This is a genomic window from Streptomyces sp. Je 1-332 (assembly GCF_040730185.1).
Taxonomy (GTDB): Bacteria; Actinomycetota; Actinomycetes; order Streptomycetales; family Streptomycetaceae; genus Streptomyces.
Genome location: NZ_CP160402.1, coordinates 1,777,909 through 1,795,038, shown reverse-complemented (window position 1 = coordinate 1,795,038; position 17,130 = coordinate 1,777,909). Strand labels below are relative to the sequence as shown.

The 17,130-nt window shown below is 72.2% G+C and carries 13 protein-coding genes and 1 riboswitch; of the genes, 7 read left to right on the top strand and 6 right to left on the bottom strand.

Going from position 1 to position 17,130, the window contains the following annotated elements:
• Nucleotides 1-18: 18 nt before the first annotated feature.
• The 5 genes from cobN to ABXJ52_RS08350 form a co-directional block, all read right to left on the bottom strand.
• Nucleotides 19-3,693, bottom strand: coding sequence for a cobaltochelatase subunit CobN (gene cobN / locus ABXJ52_RS08370; RefSeq protein WP_367040550.1), 3,675 nt, complete (start codon nt 3,691-3,693; stop codon nt 19-21).
• A complete protein-coding gene (locus tag ABXJ52_RS08365; protein WP_367040548.1) occupies nt 3,690-5,198 on the bottom strand; it encodes a cobyric acid synthase in 1,509 nt (502 codons plus the stop codon). Before ABXJ52_RS08365 ends, cobN begins: the two co-directional genes overlap by 4 nt.
• Complete coding sequence (locus tag ABXJ52_RS08360; protein WP_367040547.1) at nt 5,195-6,136, bottom strand: cobalamin biosynthesis protein; 942 nt, start codon at nt 6,134-6,136, stop codon at nt 5,195-5,197. The genes ABXJ52_RS08365 and ABXJ52_RS08360 overlap by 4 nt, the downstream gene beginning before the upstream one ends.
• A gap of 107 nt (nt 6,137-6,243) precedes the next feature.
• Nucleotides 6,244-6,386: riboswitch (cobalamin riboswitch) on the bottom strand.
• A 106-nt stretch (nt 6,387-6,492) separates the two neighbouring features.
• Nucleotides 6,493-6,753, bottom strand: a complete 261-nt coding sequence (locus ABXJ52_RS08355; RefSeq protein WP_367040545.1) for a hypothetical protein — start codon at nt 6,751-6,753, stop codon at nt 6,493-6,495.
• A 12-nt stretch (nt 6,754-6,765) separates the two neighbouring features.
• Entirely contained in the window at nt 6,766-8,040 is a 1,275-nt protein-coding gene (locus tag ABXJ52_RS08350; protein WP_367040543.1) for an inorganic phosphate transporter, read from the bottom strand.
• 306 nt (nt 8,041-8,346) lie between these two features.
• Here ABXJ52_RS08350 and ABXJ52_RS08345 point away from each other — a divergent pair, with 306 nt between their 5' ends.
• The 3 genes from ABXJ52_RS08345 (at nt 8,347) to ABXJ52_RS08335 (ending at nt 11,838) form a co-directional block, all read left to right on the top strand.
• Complete coding sequence (locus ABXJ52_RS08345; RefSeq protein ID WP_367040541.1) at nt 8,347-9,012, top strand: class II aldolase/adducin family protein; 666 nt, start codon at nt 8,347-8,349, stop codon at nt 9,010-9,012.
• 128 nt (nt 9,013-9,140) lie between these two features.
• Complete coding sequence (locus ABXJ52_RS08340) at nt 9,141-10,277, top strand: alpha/beta fold hydrolase (RefSeq protein WP_367040539.1); 1,137 nt, start codon at nt 9,141-9,143, stop codon at nt 10,275-10,277.
• An 88-nt stretch (nt 10,278-10,365) separates the two neighbouring features.
• Entirely contained in the window at nt 10,366-11,838 is a 1,473-nt protein-coding gene (locus ABXJ52_RS08335; RefSeq protein ID WP_367040538.1) for a hypothetical protein, read from the top strand.
• A gap of 13 nt (nt 11,839-11,851) precedes the next feature.
• Here ABXJ52_RS08335 and ABXJ52_RS08330 read toward each other — a convergent pair whose 3' ends face one another.
• Complete coding sequence (locus ABXJ52_RS08330) at nt 11,852-12,739, bottom strand: neutral zinc metallopeptidase (protein ID WP_367040537.1); 888 nt, start codon at nt 12,737-12,739, stop codon at nt 11,852-11,854.
• Nucleotides 12,740-12,986: 247 nt separating this feature from the next.
• Between ABXJ52_RS08330 and ABXJ52_RS08325 the strand changes: the two genes are divergently transcribed.
• The 4 genes from ABXJ52_RS08325 to ABXJ52_RS08310 all read left to right on the top strand — a co-directional run bounded on the left by ABXJ52_RS08325 (nt 12,987) and on the right by ABXJ52_RS08310 (nt 17,129).
• Nucleotides 12,987-13,784: a hypothetical protein gene (locus tag ABXJ52_RS08325; RefSeq protein ID WP_367040536.1), complete on the top strand. Its 798-nt coding sequence runs from the start codon at nt 12,987-12,989 to the stop codon at nt 13,782-13,784.
• A gap of 150 nt (nt 13,785-13,934) precedes the next feature.
• Nucleotides 13,935-15,533: an ABC-F family ATP-binding cassette domain-containing protein gene (locus ABXJ52_RS08320; protein ID WP_367040535.1), complete on the top strand. Its 1,599-nt coding sequence runs from the start codon at nt 13,935-13,937 to the stop codon at nt 15,531-15,533.
• A gap of 394 nt (nt 15,534-15,927) precedes the next feature.
• Nucleotides 15,928-16,149 (top strand): helix-turn-helix domain-containing protein, encoded by a 222-nt coding sequence (locus ABXJ52_RS08315; RefSeq protein ID WP_055550175.1) that lies wholly within the window; start codon nt 15,928-15,930, stop codon nt 16,147-16,149.
• A 167-nt stretch (nt 16,150-16,316) separates the two neighbouring features.
• Complete coding sequence (locus tag ABXJ52_RS08310) at nt 16,317-17,129, top strand: enoyl-CoA hydratase/isomerase family protein (RefSeq protein WP_367040534.1); 813 nt, start codon at nt 16,317-16,319, stop codon at nt 17,127-17,129.
• Nucleotide 17,130 lies beyond the last annotated feature (1 nt).

The window sequence follows — 17,130 nt, the reverse complement described above, 5'->3', positions numbered from 1 at the left end:
GTGCGGGAACGGCGGGCCTCACCCCTCGCCCTCCAGCTCGCCCTCAAGCTCCAGGTAGGTGGCCCGCAGCCGCTCCAGCGTCCCCGCGTCGGGCTCGGCCCACAGGCCACGCTCGGCCGCTTCGAGCAGCCGCTCCGAAATGCCGCGCAGCGCCCAGGGGTTGGACTTCTGCATGAACTCCCGGTTCTCGGGGTCGAAGACGTACTCGGCGGAGAGCTTCTCGTACATCCAGTCGTCGACCACGCCCGCGGTCGCGTCGTACCCGAAGAGGTAGTCCACGGTGGCGGCCATCTCAAAGGCGCCCTTGTAGCCGTGGCGCCGCATGGCCGCCATCCAGCGGGGGTTGACCACGCGGGCCCGGAACACGCGGTGGGTCTCCTCGCCCAGGGTCCGCGTCTTCACCTGGTCGGGGGTTGCCGAGTCGCCCACGTACGCCTCGGGGGACTCGCCCGTGAGGTGGCGCACCATGGCGACCATGCCGCCGTGGTACTGGAAGTAGTCGTCGGCGTCGACCAGGTCGTGCTCCCTGGTGTCCACGTTCTTGGCCGCGACGTTGATCCGCCGGAACGCGGTCTCCATGTCCCCGCGCGCGGCCTTCCCGTCGAGCCCGCGCCCGTACGCGTAACCGCCCCACACCGCGTACACCTCGGCGAGGTCGGCGTCGCTGCGCCAGTTGCGCGCGTCGATCAGCGGCAGCAGACCCGCGCCGTAGGCCCCGGGCTTGGAGCCGAAGATCCGGGATGTGGCCCGGCGCCGGTCGCCGTGCTCGGCGGTGTCCTCGTCGGAGTGCGCCCGCACGTAGTTGGACTCCGGGGCCTCGTCCAGCTCCGCCACGGCCCGTACCGCGTCGTCGATCAGGCCGATGACATGGGGGAACGCGTCACGGAAGAAGCCGGAGATCCGCACCGTCACATCGATGCGCGGCCGGCCGAGCTCCTCCACCGGCACGATCTCGAACCCGGTCACACGCCGCGACGCGTCGTCCCACACGGGACGGCAGCCGAGCAGCGCCAGGATCTCCGCGATGTCGTCGCCCTGCGTACGCATCGCCGAGGTGCCCCACACGGTCAGGCCGACCGACTTCGGGTAGTCGCCGGTGTCCGCCAGATAGCGCGCGATGAGCGAGTCGGCCAGCGACTGGCCGACCTCCCAGGACAGCCGCGAGGGGATCGCCTTGGGGTCGACGGAGTAGAAGTTGCGGCCGGTCGGCAGCACGTTGACGAGCCCGCGCGTGGGCGACCCGGAGGGCCCGGCGGGGACGTAACCGCCGTCGAGCGCCCGCAGGATGTGCCCGATCTCGTCCGTGGTCCTGGCAAGACGGGGCACGACCTCCTCGCACGCGAAGCCCAACACGGCCACGGCGGGCGGCAGTTCGACGCCTACGACATCCCGTACGAGCCCTCGCACGGCGGAGAGATCCCAGCCGCGCTCCTCCATGCCCTCGGCGAGCCGGCGGCACAGCTGCTCAAGCAGGTCAAGCGCGTCCGCGCCGGTCCGCGCGGGCCCGTCGACCAGCGACGTCAGGCCGTCCGCGACCTTCACCGCCGCGCCCGGCTCGGCGAGCAGCTCCTTCTCGCTGAGCCCGAAGTGCTCGGCGAGGCAGGCCCGCAGACCGGGCAGGGCGTTGGCCGTCCCTCCCCACACCTGCGAGGCCCGCAGGACGGCGAGGACCAGATTGACGCGCGCCTCGCCCTCGGGGCCGCCGCCGAGGATGTGCAGTCCGTCGCGGATCTGCACGTCCTTGATCTCGCAGAGATAACCGTCGATGTGCATGACGAACTCGTCGAACTCGACGTCGTCCGGCTGCTCGTCGACATGCAGGTCGTGGTGGAGCTCGGCGGCCTTCACCAGCGTCCAGATCTGCGCGCGGACGGCAGGGGCCTTCGTCGGGTCCAGGTCGCTGACCAGCGCGTACTCGTCGAGGAGCTGCTCCAGCTTCGCCAGGTCCCCGTACGTGTCCGCACGCGCCATCGGCGGCACCAGGTGGTCCACCACCGTGGCGTGCCCGCGCCGCTTGGCCTGGGTGCCCTCGCCGGGGTCGTTCACGATGAACGGGTAGATCAGCGGCAGCTCGCCGAGCACCGCGTCAGGAGCACAACCACCGCTCAGGCCAAGGCCCTTGCCCGGCAGCCACTCCATCGTGCCGTGCTTGCCCATGTGGACGACCGCGTCGGCGCCGAAGGACATCTCAAGCCAGCGGTAGGCCGCCATGTAGTGGTGCGAGGGCGGCATGTCGGGGTCGTGGTAGATCGCGATGGGGTTCTCACCGAAGCCGCGCGGCGGCTGGATCATCACGACGACGTTCCCGAACTGCAGGGAGGCGAGCACGATGTCGTCGCCGTCCACGTACAGATTGCCGGGCGGCTCACCCCACGCCTCCAGCATGCCGTCACGCAGCTCCGGGTCCAGCTTGTCGAACCACGCCCGGTAGTCGGCGAGCGGCACGCGCGCGGGGGCGGCGGCCAGCTGCTCCTCGGTGAGCCACTCGACGTCGTGGCCACCGGCGTTGATGAGCCGGTGGATCAGCTCGTCGCCGTTGTCGGGGTGGCCCTCGACGATGTACCCCGCGTCCCGCAGGGAGTCGAACACCCGCACCGCCGACGCGGGGGTGTCGAGGCCGACCGCGTTGCCGACGCGCGAGTGCTTGGTGGGATAGGCCGTGAAGACGAGCGCTAGCTTCTTCTCGGCGTTCGGCTTGTGCTTCAACTGGGCGTGCCGCAGGGCGATTCCGGCGACCCGGGCGGCACGCTCGGGGTCGGCCACGTACACCGGTACGTCGTCGGGGCCCTGCTCCTTGAAGGAGAACGGCACGGTGATGACACGGCCGTCGAACTCGGGGATCGCCACCTGCATGGCGGCGTCCATGGGGGAGAGCGCGGCGTCCGACGCGTCCCACGTGGCACGCGACGAGGTCAGACAAAGTCCTTGCAGGACAGGGATGTTGAGGTCGGCGAGGGCGCCGATGTCCCAGGCCTCCTCGTCGCCGCCCGCGCTCGCGCCCGAGGCGTGCGTGCCGCCCGCCGCGAGGACGGTGGCGACCAGGGCGTCCGCCTTCCCGAGGATCTCGTACAGGCCCGCGTCCGCGCCGCGCAGCGAACCGCAGTACACGGGAAGGGCGTTGGCGCCCCGCGCCTCGATCGCGTCGCACAGCGTGTCGACGAAACCGGTGTTCCCGGAGAGCTGGTGCGCCCGGTAGAAGAGCACCCCCACGGTCGGCCGGCCCTCGACGTACGCGCGCGTGCCGTGCACCCCGTACTCGGGCATCTTCCGCGGCTCGGCGCTCTGCCGCTCGTGGGCGTCACCGGAGCGCGCGTGCCCCGCCGCAAGCACGTCCTCCTTGAGGAACCGGGCCAGCTCGCGCAGGTTCTCCGTGCCGCCCTCGACGAGATACCGCAGCGCCTCCGCCACGGACCCCGCGTGCACGGTCGACTCCGCCATCAACTCGGCGTCCGGTACGGCCTCGCCGCCGAGCAGCACCGTCGGGATCCCGGCGGCCTTCAGCCCCGCAAGACCGTCCTCCCACGCCCGCTTGCCGCCGAGCAGGCGTACGACGGCGATGTCCGCGCCCTCGATCAGCGCGGGCAGCTCGGTCTGCGCGTCGACCCGGGTCGGGTTGCCGATGCGGTAGGGGGCGCCGGAGGCACGGGCGGCAAGGAGGTCCGTGTCGGCGGTGGACAGAAGCAGGACGGTCATGAGGGTGCCCCCGGTGCGATGAAGGGGAGACCGGCGGGTGCGCCGGTCTCGATCAGGCTGAGCAGCGCGTCCGTGTCCGCGTGTTCTTCGATCAGGTCGCCGAGCAGGTCGAGCTGCTCCTCGCGGAGCGCGCCGAAGCTGGTGTCGGGCGCGGGCACGAAGCGGCGCCCGGCGGCGCGGGCGACCTCGGTGAGGAAGCGCCGCCGGAACGCGTCGGACTCCAGGGAGCCGTGCCAGTGCGTGCCCCACACCTCGCCGACCCGGCACCCGTCCAAGAACGGCTCTCCGCCCAGGACTTGAGCGACGCCGTGATGGATCTCGTACCCCTCGACGGGTTCACCGAGCGCCTCGCCGACCGGCCGCGCGAGGGTTTTCTCCCGCGCGAACCGCACGCGCACCGGCAGCAGCCCGAGCCCGTCCACGGCCCCCGCACGCGACTCGACGTCGTCCTCGATGTGCTCGCCGAGCACCTGGAAGCCGCCGCAGATCCCGAGCACGGGCCGCCCCTCGGCGGCGCGCCGCGCGATGGCGTCGGCGAGACCGCGCTCGCGCAGCCACTCCAGGGCGCGGACGGTGCCGCGCGTCCCCGGCACGATCACGAGATCGGCGTCGACGAGTTCCTCGGCCCGGTCCACGAACCGCACGACGACGCCGGGTTCGGCGGCCAGCGCGTCCACGTCCGTGAAGTTCGACATCAGCGGTACGGCACAGACGGCGACCCGCAGCACGTCCTCACCGACCGGGGGAGCGACCACGGACTCCCGCACGGCACCCCGTAGGGAGACCCGGAGCCCGTCCTCCTCGTCGATGCCGAGGCCGTGCTGGAAGGGCAGCACACCGAACGTGCGCCGCCCGGTCAGCTCATGAAGCATGTCGAGCCCCGGTTCGAGCAGCGAGACATCGCCCCGGAACTTGTTGACGAGATACCCGGCGACCAGCTCCTGGTCCTCGGCACTCAGCAGCGCCGTCGTCCCGAAGAAGGAGGCGAAGACGCCCCCGCGGTCGATGTCTCCCACCACGACCACAGGGAAGCGGGCGGCCCGCGCGATCCCCATGTTCACGATGTCCGTACGCCGCAGATTGATCTCGGCGGGACTGCCCGCACCTTCGCAGATCACGGCGTCATAGCTGCCCCGAAGTTCCTCGAGGCATCCCACGACGGTCGACAACAACGCTTCCTGCCGCCCACCGTGGTAGCCACGCGCACTCATCTCACCGACCGGCTTGCCCATGAGCACGACCTGGCTGCTGCGGTCGCTGCCGGGCTTGAGCAGCACGGGGTTCATCAGCGCGGTCGGCTCGACCCGGGCGGCCTGCGCCTGCATGGCCTGCGCCCGCCCGATCTCGGCGCCTTCGCGCGTGACAAAGGAGTTGAGGGACATGTTCTGCGCCTTGAAGGGCGCGACGGAGACGCCCTTTCGGGCCAGCCACCGGCAGATCCCGGCGGTGACGACGCTCTTGCCCGCGTCGGACGTGGTTCCTGCGACGAGCAGCCCACCACTCATGAGGCCCTGCCTTTCCGTATGGTGCTCACGGCTGCGGCGACCCCGAGAGCCAGCAGCCCGACCCGCCGCGACAGCTTCACTGCCCGCTCGATGTCGGTGACTTCGACGCCCCGCCCGTCCCCGTTCAGGACAGGCCGGTGCTCGACCCGGCCCGCGTACGAGAGGGTCCCCCCGAGCCGTACGCCCAACGCCCCGGCGAACGCGGCCTCGACGGGCCCCGCGTTGGGGCTCGGATGCTTGGCGGCGTCCTCCCGCCAGGCCCGCACCGCGCCACGCGGCGCGTCCCCGGCGGCAGCCGCGAGCACCGCGGTGAGCCGGGCGCCCGGCCACCCCAGTACGTCGTCGAGGCGCGCGGAAGCCCACCCGTAGCGCCGGTACTTCACGGACTTGTGCCCGACCATGGCGTCGAGCGTGTTGACGGCGCGGAAGGCGACGAGGCCGGGCACCCCGCCAAGGGCCCCCCACATCAACGCCCCCACCACGGCGTCGGAGGTGTTCTCGGCGACGGACTCGACCACGGCCCGCGCGATGCCGTCGGCGTCGAGCGCCTGCGGATCGCGGCCGCACAGATGCGGCAGCCGCTCACGCGCCACCTCGATGTCCCCGGCGGCGAGCGCCCCGCCGATCGCCCGCGCCTCACGCCCCAGCGAGGTGCCGCCGACCACGGCCCAGGTGGTAGCGGCGGTCAGCGCGACGGACGCGGCGCGTGAGTCACGTACAAGAGAAGAGGCCAGGACGGCGGCGCCGGCCGCGCCTCCGGCGCACACCACGGCGTGCAGGGCGCCCCACCCGCGGTGGTCACGCCAGAGCAGTCGCTCGACAGCGCTCGCGGCCCGCCCGAACGCGGCGACCGGATGCCCGCGGCGCGGATCGCCGAGGAACAGATCACCGAGGAGGCCGGCGGCGGCGCCGTACGCGAAGTCGCGATCGGCACGCATGGCTTCAGCCGGTCGTCGTGCCGAGAAGAGAGCTCACGCTCGGGAACTGGTCCGGCAACGGGCGGCCGCGCATGGCGAATGTCCTCACTCAGGGTGTCCGCGCCCTGGTTCGACGTGATCGGCGGCGAGAGTTCCTGGCTTCCGAGGAGTCAGCTCCTCGATGACAGTGGCGGGACCGCGCCGGATTCGCACCGGCTTCCTCTCCTGCTGCCGTATTGGCTCCGGCAGTCCACCACGGCCCGCGAAGGCCCGTCAACTCGCCGTTGACCTGCGACGGGAGAGTGTGCGGAGGCCCACATACGAAGGTGGGGTGCGGGACGCAGAAGCGTCCCGCACCCCACCTTCGAGGCCGGTCGTCAGGCGACGATCAGATAGATCCCGTACGCCACGGCCGCCGCGCAGAGCGCGAAGCACACGTACGCGCCCGTGCGGGCCGCGGCGGCGGTGCCGCCCGCCGTGGAGGCACCCGCGGAGGCGCCGGCGCTGGAGGCGCCGGACGTGGCCGCCTCGTGCTTGGAGAGGCCGACGATGCCGAGGGTGAACAGGCCCACCAGGGCCACCGTCACCGCGAGGCTGACTCCGAAGACGGAGCCGAGAGCTGCCCAGTCGATGTCCATGCTGACTCTTCCTTACACCGTGGCGGGCCGGGCGGGGTCCGCCACGGTGCTGGTCGGGGCCGCGATGGTGGCCTTGACGAAGTCGACGTCCGCGCTGGCCACGGCCGACCCGGTGGGGGGCGGTGTGACGGCGGCCATCGCGTTGGTCACGACGCCCACGGGCTCGGCGGCGGAGGAGCCGCCGATCTCGTCGTCGGCGACGTTCGTGTGGTCGACGGCGTTGCGCCGGGACAGCACCCAGATGACGGCGGAGCCGCCGATGAGGAGCGCGGCGGTGGCCGCGATGCCCCAGGGGCCCTGCTTGGTGAGGAACTCGGCCCCCGCGCCGACCAGACCGGCGGCCGGCAGGGTCAGACCCCAGGCGACGAACATGCGGGTCGCCGTGGACCAGCGGACCACGCCGCCCTTGCGGCCGAGGCCCGCGCCCATCACGGCGCCGGAGCAGGACTGCGTGGTGGAGAGCGAGAAACCGATGTGCGAGGAGGCCAGGATGACCGTCGCGGCGCTGGTCTGGGCGGCGAAGCCCTGCTGCGGCTGGAGGTCGGTGAGGCCCTTGCCCATGGTGCGGATGATGCGCCAGCCGCCGAGGTAGGTGCCGAGCGCGATGGCGACACCGGCCGAGACGATGACCCACATCGGGGGGTTGGCACCCGGATTCAGGACGCCGCCCGTGACCAGGGCGAGCGTGATGATGCCCATGGTCTTCTGCGCGTCGTTCGTGCCGTGGGCCAGCGAGACGAGGCCCGCGGAGGCGATCTGTCCGGCGCGGTAACCCTTGGCCGTGGCCTTGGTGTCGGTGTTGCGGCCGATCCGGTACGTCAGGCGCGTGGCCACCAGCGCGGCGAGACCCGCCACGAGGGGCGCGGCCAGGGCCGGGATCAGGATCTTGGTGACGACGGTGCCGCCGTTGATCGACGACCAGCCCATCGACATGACCGCGGCGCCGATGAGGCCACCGAAGAGTGCGTGGGAGGAACTGGAGGGCAGGCCCACCAGCCAGGTCAGCAGATTCCAGAGGATCGCGCCGACCAGCGCCGCGAAGATCACCTCTGTCTTCAGTCCGTCCTCGTTGACGATGCCGCCAGAGATCGTCTTGGCGACTTCGACGGAGAGGAAAGCGCCGACGAGATTCAGCACGGCGGACATGGCCACCGCCGTCTTGGGCTTGAGAGCGCCAGTCGAGATGGTGGTAGCCATCGCGTTGGCTGTGTCGTGGAAACCGTTCGTGAAGTCGAACACGAGAGCGGTAACGATCACGATCCCGAGGAGAAGCGTGATGTGTTCCATTTACCCAGGCTTCTGTTGGACGTCAGTGGCAAGTGGAACGTAGGCAACCTTGGTGAACGGAAAGTGAACTGGGCCGGGCCGTGCGGTGACCCAATACGGGGCGCCTTCGCTCCGGTTCCGCTTGTGCCGTGCCGGTGATCGACCGGAGCGGCGGCGGGAGGCCCGGATTCCCGGCTTCCCAGGGTGCCTCACCACCCTCGGGCCCGCCCCTCAAGCCGCCTCGGCGAGCCGCCGAAGAGATTCTGATCACCCGAGCCGCCCGGCCGCCGCGCCGGCGGATCGCGAGGCGCCTGGCAGGATCACGGCATGACGGAGCAGCGGGACGAAGGCCGGCGGGGCGTGGAGCGGGCGTGGGACGAACTGGTGGCGGCGGCCCGCAGGACGGTGGCGGACGGCCTGGTGGTGGGCACCTCGGGCAACGTCTCGGTGCGCCTCGGCGGCACGATCCTGGTCACCCCCAGCGGGGTCCCCTACGACCGGCTGGGACCGCGGGACGCGGTCGGCGTCGACACGGACGGCAACCGCCTCTTCGGTGAGCTCGCCCCGACCAGCGAACTTCCCATGCACCTCGCGGTCTACCGCACCACGGACGCCGCGGCCGTGGTCCACACCCACGCGGTGCACGCCACCGCCGTCTCCACCCTGGTCCCGGAGCTCCCGCCCATCCACTACATGGCCGCCGCGCTCGGCGGCCCCGTACGGGTGGCCCGATACGCGCCGTACGGCTCGGACGAGTTGGCCGAGAACATGCTCCGGGCCCTCAGGGAACGCACCGGCTGCCTGCTGCAGAACCACGGCACCATCACGTACGGGGACACCCTGGACCAGGCGTACGACCGTACGGCGCAGCTGGAGTGGATGTCCCACCTGTGGCTGACGGCCAGCTCCGTCCCTGGTCACGCCCCGACCCTCCTGTCGACGGGACAGCTGAGGGAGGCGGAGGACAGGCTGCGGGGTTACGGCCAACAGTGACGCGGCCCCGTGGTGGCGCGGGCGAAGTGACATCACGGACGCCCCCCGGTGGGGCCGAAGGTGAAGTCGCGTCACCCCGCGGGCCCCGCCCACTGGCCCCAGCCAGGCCAGGGCCCGACACTGGGCAGGTGCGCCCAGCCAACGCGACGGCAACGGCCGTCACCGCCGTCACGACCGCCCTCCTGGGCGGCGCAGCCGCCGTCGCCGCGGGCCGGTTCGCCAGCAACGCGGCCCTCAAAGCACCTGCCGGCCGCCCGCTGCCGACCGAGCCCCGCCTCACCGTCCACTCCACGGCCGCCGGGCAGATCACCCTGACCCGCGCCCTGGCGAGCCTGCGCCCCGGTACGTACGGGCTCAGCGGCCACGGCAGTCATGCCGTGATCGGGCCCGTCCTGGACGCCGCCCCGCACGCGGCCGACACCGTCGTACGCCGCCTGGAGCGCGTCACGCATGGCGCCATGGAACCCGGCGCGAAGGTCTGGCTCACCCCGCAGGTCCACATCGGTGACCCGCACTCGGCCCTGGACATCGACCACGCGGACGTCGACATCCCCGGCGAACTCGGCGGTCTGCCGGCCTGGTTCGTGCCGGGCGTCCGCGACACCTGGGTGATCACCGTGCACGGCCTCGGCACCACCCGCGAGCACCCCATGGTCGTCATGGACTTCCTGCACCACCAGCAGTTTCCGGTGCTCGACCTCGCCTACCGCGGCGACCTCGGAGCGCCCCGCTCCCCGGACGGCCTCGGCCACCTCGGCGAGACCGAGTGGCGCGACCTGGACGCGGCCATCCGCTACGCCGTGCGCTACGGCGCCCAGAAGGTGATCCTGCACGGCTGGTCCACCGGCGCCGCCATGGCCCTGCACGCCGCCGCGTACTCGGCACTCCGCGACCGGATCAGCGGACTCGTCCTGGACTCCCCGGTGCTCAACTGGGAGACCACCCTGCGTGCCCTCGCCGCGGCCCGCCGCACACCGGGGCCCCTGCTGCCGCTCGCGGTACGCGCCGCCCAGGGGCGCACGGGCCTGCGCGGCGACCGCATCCTGGAGGCCGCCGACCCCGAGGTGCTCAAGGTCCCCACGCTCCTCTTCCACGGCCCCGACGACGTCATCGCCCCCTGGGCGCTCTCCCGGCAACTGGCCGAGCGCCGCCCGGAGCTGGTCACACTCCACACCGTTCCGGATGCGCCCCACGGCGCCATGTGGAACGCCGACCCCGCGGGCTACGAAGAAGCACTGCGGCGCTTCCTCACGCCCCTCATGTAGCGCGCGAAAGCCCTCCGAGGCGGCGCTCGGAAGCCTTGCGCAGACATTCCGTTTGGGTTTTCGGACCGTCAACAGGAAGACTGCTCCCGTGACGTCCCGTATCCCGCGCGACTCAAGGCTCCGACTCGTCCGCGCTCAGTCCCCCGGGGCCGAGAGGCGAGCGGGGGTGGAGCGCGGCGCAGCGCGGCCCCTGACCGCCCCCGGCGCAGTGACGCAAGCACGTGCGCGCCGCCCCGCGCCCCGGCCGCCCGAGGGCACACCCGCCCCGGGAGAGCTGGCCCGGATGGCGCGCAGGAGCCTCGCCGACGCCGTACGGATCGCGCGCTGGGCCGACGCGTCCCTGCACCCGGGGCGCACCCGCCCGGGAACCCCCACGGGCTCGACGGGAGCCGCGGCCGCCAAAGGCGGCGACGGCACCCTCTCCGCCGCCACCGCCGAACGGGCCGCCGCGGAACTGGCGCTGACCCCGGATCAGGTCCGCGCCGACTGGGACACCGCACGGCTCGCCGGCCTCATCGAGGTGCACGGTGACAGTGCGCGCCCCGGCTGGCGGCTGCGCGCCTGGGACCGTGACGACGCCGCCGTACTGCGTGGCTGGGTCGCCCTCTTCGACGCCTGGTCGCTCGCGCACCCCGCGTCGCGCGAACTGCCGCCCGCCACCGTGGCCGAGACCGTCGAGGCCATGCCGCAGCTCCTCACCCTGCTGCAGCTCTCCGCGGGCCCCGTCCCCGTGCCGCAGCTCCTCGACCTCCTGGACCAGCGCGTCACCGAACTGCGCACGGAACGCTGCGAGATCCCCTACGGCCCGCAGCCCGAGCCGCTCGACGTGGCCGACACCCCGTCCCTCGCCACCCTCCTGGACTGGGCGCTGCGCGGTCTCGCCGCCGTCGGAGCGCTGACGTACGCCGACGGACAGGCCACCCTGACGCCGCTCGGCAGCTGGGCGGTCTGGGTCAAGCTGGAGCAGATCTGCGTGGCCGCGCAGAGCCCGGCGGGCAACATCGAGCAGTCAGCGGACGACATGCTGCGCGGCTGCGCCCGCCTGCGCCCGAACGCCGCCCGCTCCGAGTACCGCGCCTGGCTCGCCGCCCGCCCCGTCGGCAGCGCCGTCGCCGAGCTCCTGGAGGCCGCCCGCGGCGAGGACGCCCTGCTGCGCGGCCTCGCCTTCGAGGCCCTGCGGGTGGTCGGCGCCCCGGCCGAGGCGGAGGTGCGGGCCGCCGTGGAGGAGACCCCGCTGCGGCCCTACGCCCTCATCTGGCTGGCCGAGCACGAAGGCGCCGACCCCGAGGACGTCCACCTCGTCCTGACGCGGGAGGAGTCGACGTGGCTGTGGGTCGACACGGCGGCGGCCGTCGCCGACCACGGGGAGATCAACCTCCTCGTACGCCATCTGGAGTCCGCGGTGCAGCCCACCGTGCCCGCGCTCCTTGACGAGGTCCGCAGGGTCGGCCACCCCCGCACGGTCCAGGTCCTGGTGGCCCTCGCGGCGGCCCACCCCGACCCGGCGCTGGCCAAGGCCGTGCGCCGGGCGGCCTTCCAGGTGCACACCGGAGGGGTGTAGAGCCTGCGGAGCCTCACCGGAAGGTGTTGCACTGCGCCATGTCGCCGGTGCGGTAGCCCTGGTAAAACCACTGCTGGCGCTGCTCGGCCGAGCCGTGGGTCCAGGACTCGGGGGTGACCCGGCCCTGGAACTTCTCCTGGATGCGGTCGTCGCCCACGGCGGCCGCCGCGTCCAGGCCCTCGCGGATGTCCGCCTCGTCGAGGCTGGTGATCAGCGGCTTGCCCGTCCTGTCGTCGGCGGTGCGGGTCGCGTGCCGCGCCCAGACACCCGCGTAGCAGTCGGCCTGCAGCTCCACCTTCACGGCGTTGCTGTTGCGTCCCGTGCGCCCGTCCTGGGAGCGCTGCAGCGTCCCCATCAGGTTCTGCACGTGGTGCCCGTACTCGTGCGCCACGACGTACGCCTGTGCGAAGGGGCCGCCGCTGGAGCCGAACTTGGTCCGCAGCTCGTCGAAGAAGCCGAGGTCCAGATAGACCTTCCGGTCGCCGGGGCAGTAGAAGGGGCCGACCGCCGACGACGCGGCGCCGCAGGCCGTGCCCACCCGGCTGGTGTACAGGACGGTCGGCGCGGCGGAGTAGGTCCCCTCCCGGCGCTGGAACTCCGGGCGCCAGTAGTCCTGGACGCTGTTGACCACGGCCACCATGCGGCAGTCGTCCTTGGTGTTGGCGTCCTGCCCGGTACGGCAGCTCTGCTGGACCTGCGCGAGGGACGTGGAGGTGGCGGCGGGCTCCTCGTTGCCCGACGAGAGGCCGAGCTGGTCGGGGCCGACCCCGAAGAACAGCCCGAGGAGCAGCGCGATCAGGCCCGCGATGCCGCCGCCGACCGCCTTGCCGCCGGGGATCCGGCTGCCCCGCACGTCCTGTACCTCGGACGTGTCCAGATTGGCGTCGTCGTCGAACTGCATGGGCGCACCACCCTCTGCCTCGCGTCCGGGGCGGCGTCGCGCCGCCCTGTGCCGAGATGCCGGCGCCTTCATCCTGATATGCCCCACTCGGTGTGGCGCCGGACGGGGGTCCGAACGGGGGACCCTCGCCGATCGGTGCGTCGTGTCGCGGCCGTCGCCCGGGGCCGTGCGGCGGGGCCGCCGCTACGCTCTGCGCCTGTTGCGTGGGCAGAGGTACCGGCCGAGGTGCCCGCATGAGGGGGGCGTCGTGTCCGTTGTGCCGTTCGGGGTGACCGGATCCGGTCGCGCGAGCCCCGCGGAACCGGTGCCCGCCCGCCGCGGATCCCGGCTCGCCCTGCCGGCGGCTCTCGGCCTGCTCGCCCTGCCGCTCATCACCGCGGCCCACCACTCGCTGCCCGCCCCCTACGGTGACCACGTCACCGTGCACGCGCGCGTGGCCGACGGCACGGCAGCCCCCGAGCTCCGCACCACGGGCCGCGCTGTCGAGGCGTACGACCCGGCGAGCGGGCGCGCCCACTGGACGTACCGCCGCGAGGGGGCCCGCCCGCTCGCGCTGCTCCCTGTCCCCGGGCACGCCGTCGCGCTCTGGAGCGACGGTCTGGTCACCGACACCGCGCCACGCGCCGACGGCAGCGCCGTGCGCTGGCACCGCGGCATCCCCGACAGCGCGTCCTGGCTCGGTTCCGCGGCCTCCCGGGGAGCCGCCGGAGTCCTCCAGCCGCTCGATCTCCGCGGCCGGATGATCGCCGTCGTCACCCCGCAGCGCATCGCCGCCTACCGCAGCGCCGACGGCGACCTGCGCTGGGTGCTGCCGGCCCACCCCGGGTGCGCCTTCGAGCCCGCACGCTCCGTGCGGCGCGAGGGCGCCCTGATGGTCGCCCAGCCCTGCGGCGACGCCGCGACGCCGTGGACCTCGCAGCTGATCGCGGTGGACGACCTCGGCCGCATCGTGCCCCGCCGCTCACCCCTGGGCAACGAGCTGCCGGGCGGCGCCCCCGACGACGTACGAACCCGGGCAGGAAAAGCGGTTGCACCGCCCCGTTAGAATTGGCCGTATGGCCATTCTCCTCGTGCATTAGACGGCGTGAACGCCCGCCCGCCAGCCCGCCACCGCCCTTCCAACGGCGCGCTGCGCGCGGCACCACCTTTCTAGCCTTTCCGCCGTCCGAACCCACCCCTGCCCAGGAGTCTGTCCGTGATCACCGCTTCCGGCATCGAGCTGCGCGCCGGCGCCCGCATCCTCATCGAGAACGCCACCTTCCGCATCGCCAAGGGCGACCGCATCGGTCTGGTGGGCCGCAACGGAGCGGGCAAGACCACGCTCACCAAGTGCCTCGCCGGTGAGGGCATCCCGGCCGGCGGCACCATCAGCCGCTCCGGAGAGGTCGGCTACCTCCCGCAGGACCCCCGCACCGGCGACCTGGACGTGCTCGCCCGCGACCGCATCCTCTCCGCGCGCGGCCTCGACACCCTCATCCGCAAGATGCGCGAGAACGAACAGCGCATCGCCAGCGGCTCGGGCGCGACGCGCGACAAGGCGATGCGGCAGTACGAGCGCCAGGAGACGGAGTTCCTCACCAAGGGCGGTTACGCCGCCGAGGCCGAGGCCTCCACCATCGCCGCCGCGCTCAGCCTCCCCGACCGCGTGCTCGGCCAGCCCCTCCACACGCTCTCCGGTGGCCAGCGCCGCCGCGTCGAGCTGGCCCGCATCCTCTTCTCGGACGCCGACACCCTGCTCCTCGACGAGCCCACGAACCACCTCGACGCCGACTCCATCGTCTGGCTGCGGGACTACCTCAAGTCCTACCGCGGCGGTTTCATCGTGATCTCCCACGACGTCGAACTGGTCGAGACGGTCGTCAACAAGGTCTTCTATCTGGACGCCAACCGCGCCCAGATCGACGTCTACAACATGGGCTGGCGGCTCTACCAGCAGCAGCGCGAGTCCGACGAGAAGCGCCGCAAGCGCGAGCGCCAGAACGCGGAGAAGAAGGCGAGCCAGCTCCACTCGCAGGCCGACAAGATGCGCGCCAAGGCCACCAAGACCGTCGCCGCGCAGAACATGGCCAAGCGCGCCGACAAGCTCCTCGCCGGTCTGGACGAGGTGCGCCAGAGCGACAAGGTCGCCAAGCTGCGCTTCCCCGACCCCTCGCCCTGCGGCAAGACCCCGCTGATGGCCGAGGGCCTCTCGAAGTCGTACGGCTCCCTGGAGATCTTCACGGACGTCGACCTCGCCATCGACAAGGGCTCGCGCGTGGTCATCCTCGGCCTGAACGGCGCGGGCAAGACCACCCTCCTGCGGCTCCTCGGCGGCGCCGAGAAGCCCGACACGGGACAGGTCATCGAGGGCCACGGCCTCAAGCTCGGCTACTACGCGCAGGAGCACGAGACCCTCGACCCGGAGCGCTCGGTCCTGGAGAACATGCGCTCGGCCGCCCCCGACCTCGACCTCGTGGCGGTGCGCAAGACGCTCGGTTCGTTCCTCTTCTCCGGCGACGACGTCGACAAGCCGGCGGGCGTCCTGTCCGGTGGCGAGAAGACCCGTCTGGCGCTCGCGACCCTGGTGGTCTCCTCCGCCAACGTCCTGCTCCTCGACGAGCCCACCAACAACCTCGACCCGGCCAGCCGCGAGGAGATCCTCGGCGCGCTGCGCACCTACAAGGGCGCGGTCGTCCTCGTCACGCACGACGAGGGCGCGGTGGAGGCGCTCCAGCCGGAGCGGATCATCCTGCTGCCCGACGGCGTCGAGGACCTGTGGGGCCAGGACTACGCGGATCTGGTCGCGCTCGCCTGATCGCCGGGCGGGCCCCGCTGATCGCCGGGCGGGCCCCGCGAGGAGTCCACACAGGTTGATCGAATAGCTGATCCACAGCGTATGGATCATTCGGCCGAGCCGTGATCCTTCATCTGTGTGAGGTGTCCTCGTACCGAAGTGTGGGGTACACGGATTTCGGGGGCGGCGCGGGCCACGGGCCCTGTTCTCGCCCGGCACCGCGCTGACCTGGCACTTCGCCTCGCAACCCATTCGGCCCCATGGAATTCCCCGCGCGGAATCGTTAATTCCACTCGTGGTGTCGCCTTCTCCTGCGGGAAACCTCGTCGTACGGACCTTGCCGAATGGGTGGCCAGGAAGCCCGGGAGGGGTGATCATGAGAAGTCCAGAGCGCACTTCCCATGAGGAGGCACGGGTGGCCGAGACTCTGAAGAAGGGCAGCCGGGTAACCGGCGCCGCGCGCGACAAGCTCGCGGCAGACCTGAAGAAGAAGTACGACGGCGGTGCGAGCATCCGGGCGTTGGCCGAGGAGACCGGCCGTTCGTACGGCTTTGTGCACCGGATGCTCAGCGAGTCCGGCGTCACGCTGCGGGGACGCGGCGGGGCGACGCGAGGCAAGAAGGCCGCAGCCGGCTGACGGCTGCGGGCGGTTCACCGGCTCCGACGGTGGCCACCCGGTCGATCGTCCCCCGGAGTCCTTAACGGGACCTGGGGGGACTCCCTGTCGACTGGGTGGTTACTGTGCAGTCACTTACGGGCGCGTACAGCGTCCGGACCGACTGCACACCACCATCGGAGGCTCCCATGGTTTCGCCCGGCAGTGAACTCGGCGGATCCGCACCGGTACTCGACAAGGACGGCGTACGCCTGACTGTCGACGAGGCTGTCGCCACGGTGACGTTGGCCAACCCGGCCAAGCGCAACGCCCAATCTCCCGCGCTGTGGAGGGCGTTGGCCGAGGCAGGCCGGATGGTGCCGGGCAGTGTCCGTGTCGTCGTGCTCCGCGGTGAGGGCAAGTCCTTCTCCGCGGGCCTCGACCGCCAGGCGTTCACGCCCGAGGGTTTCGACGGTGAGCCGTCCTTCATCGACTTGGCGCGCGGCGAAGACGACGTCCTCGACGCGACGATCGCCGAATACCAGGAGGCGTTCACCTGGTGGCGGCGCAGCGACATCGTGTCGATCGCGGCCGTCCAGGGGCATGCCATCGGTGCGGGCTTCCAGCTCGCGCTCGCCTGCGACCTGCGGATCGCCGCCGACGACGTGCAGTTCGCCATGCGCGAGACCAGCCTGGGCCTGGTGCCCGACCTCACCGGCACGCACCCCCTCGTGGGGCTTGTCGGATACGCCCGCGCCCTTGAGATCTGCGCCACCGGGCGGTTCGTCCACGCGCCCGAGGCGGAGCGCGTGGGCCTGGCCAACCTCGTCGTGCCCGCCGACCAGCTCGACGCGTCCGTGAGCGACCTCGCGGCCGCGCTGCTCACCGCGCCGCGCGACGCCGTCATCGAGACCAAGGCCCTGCTCCAGGGTGTCGCCGGTCGTACATACGAGGAGCAGCGCACCGCCGAGCGTGCCGCGCAGGGGCGCCGGCTGCGGGACCTGGCGGGGCTCGGAGACTGAC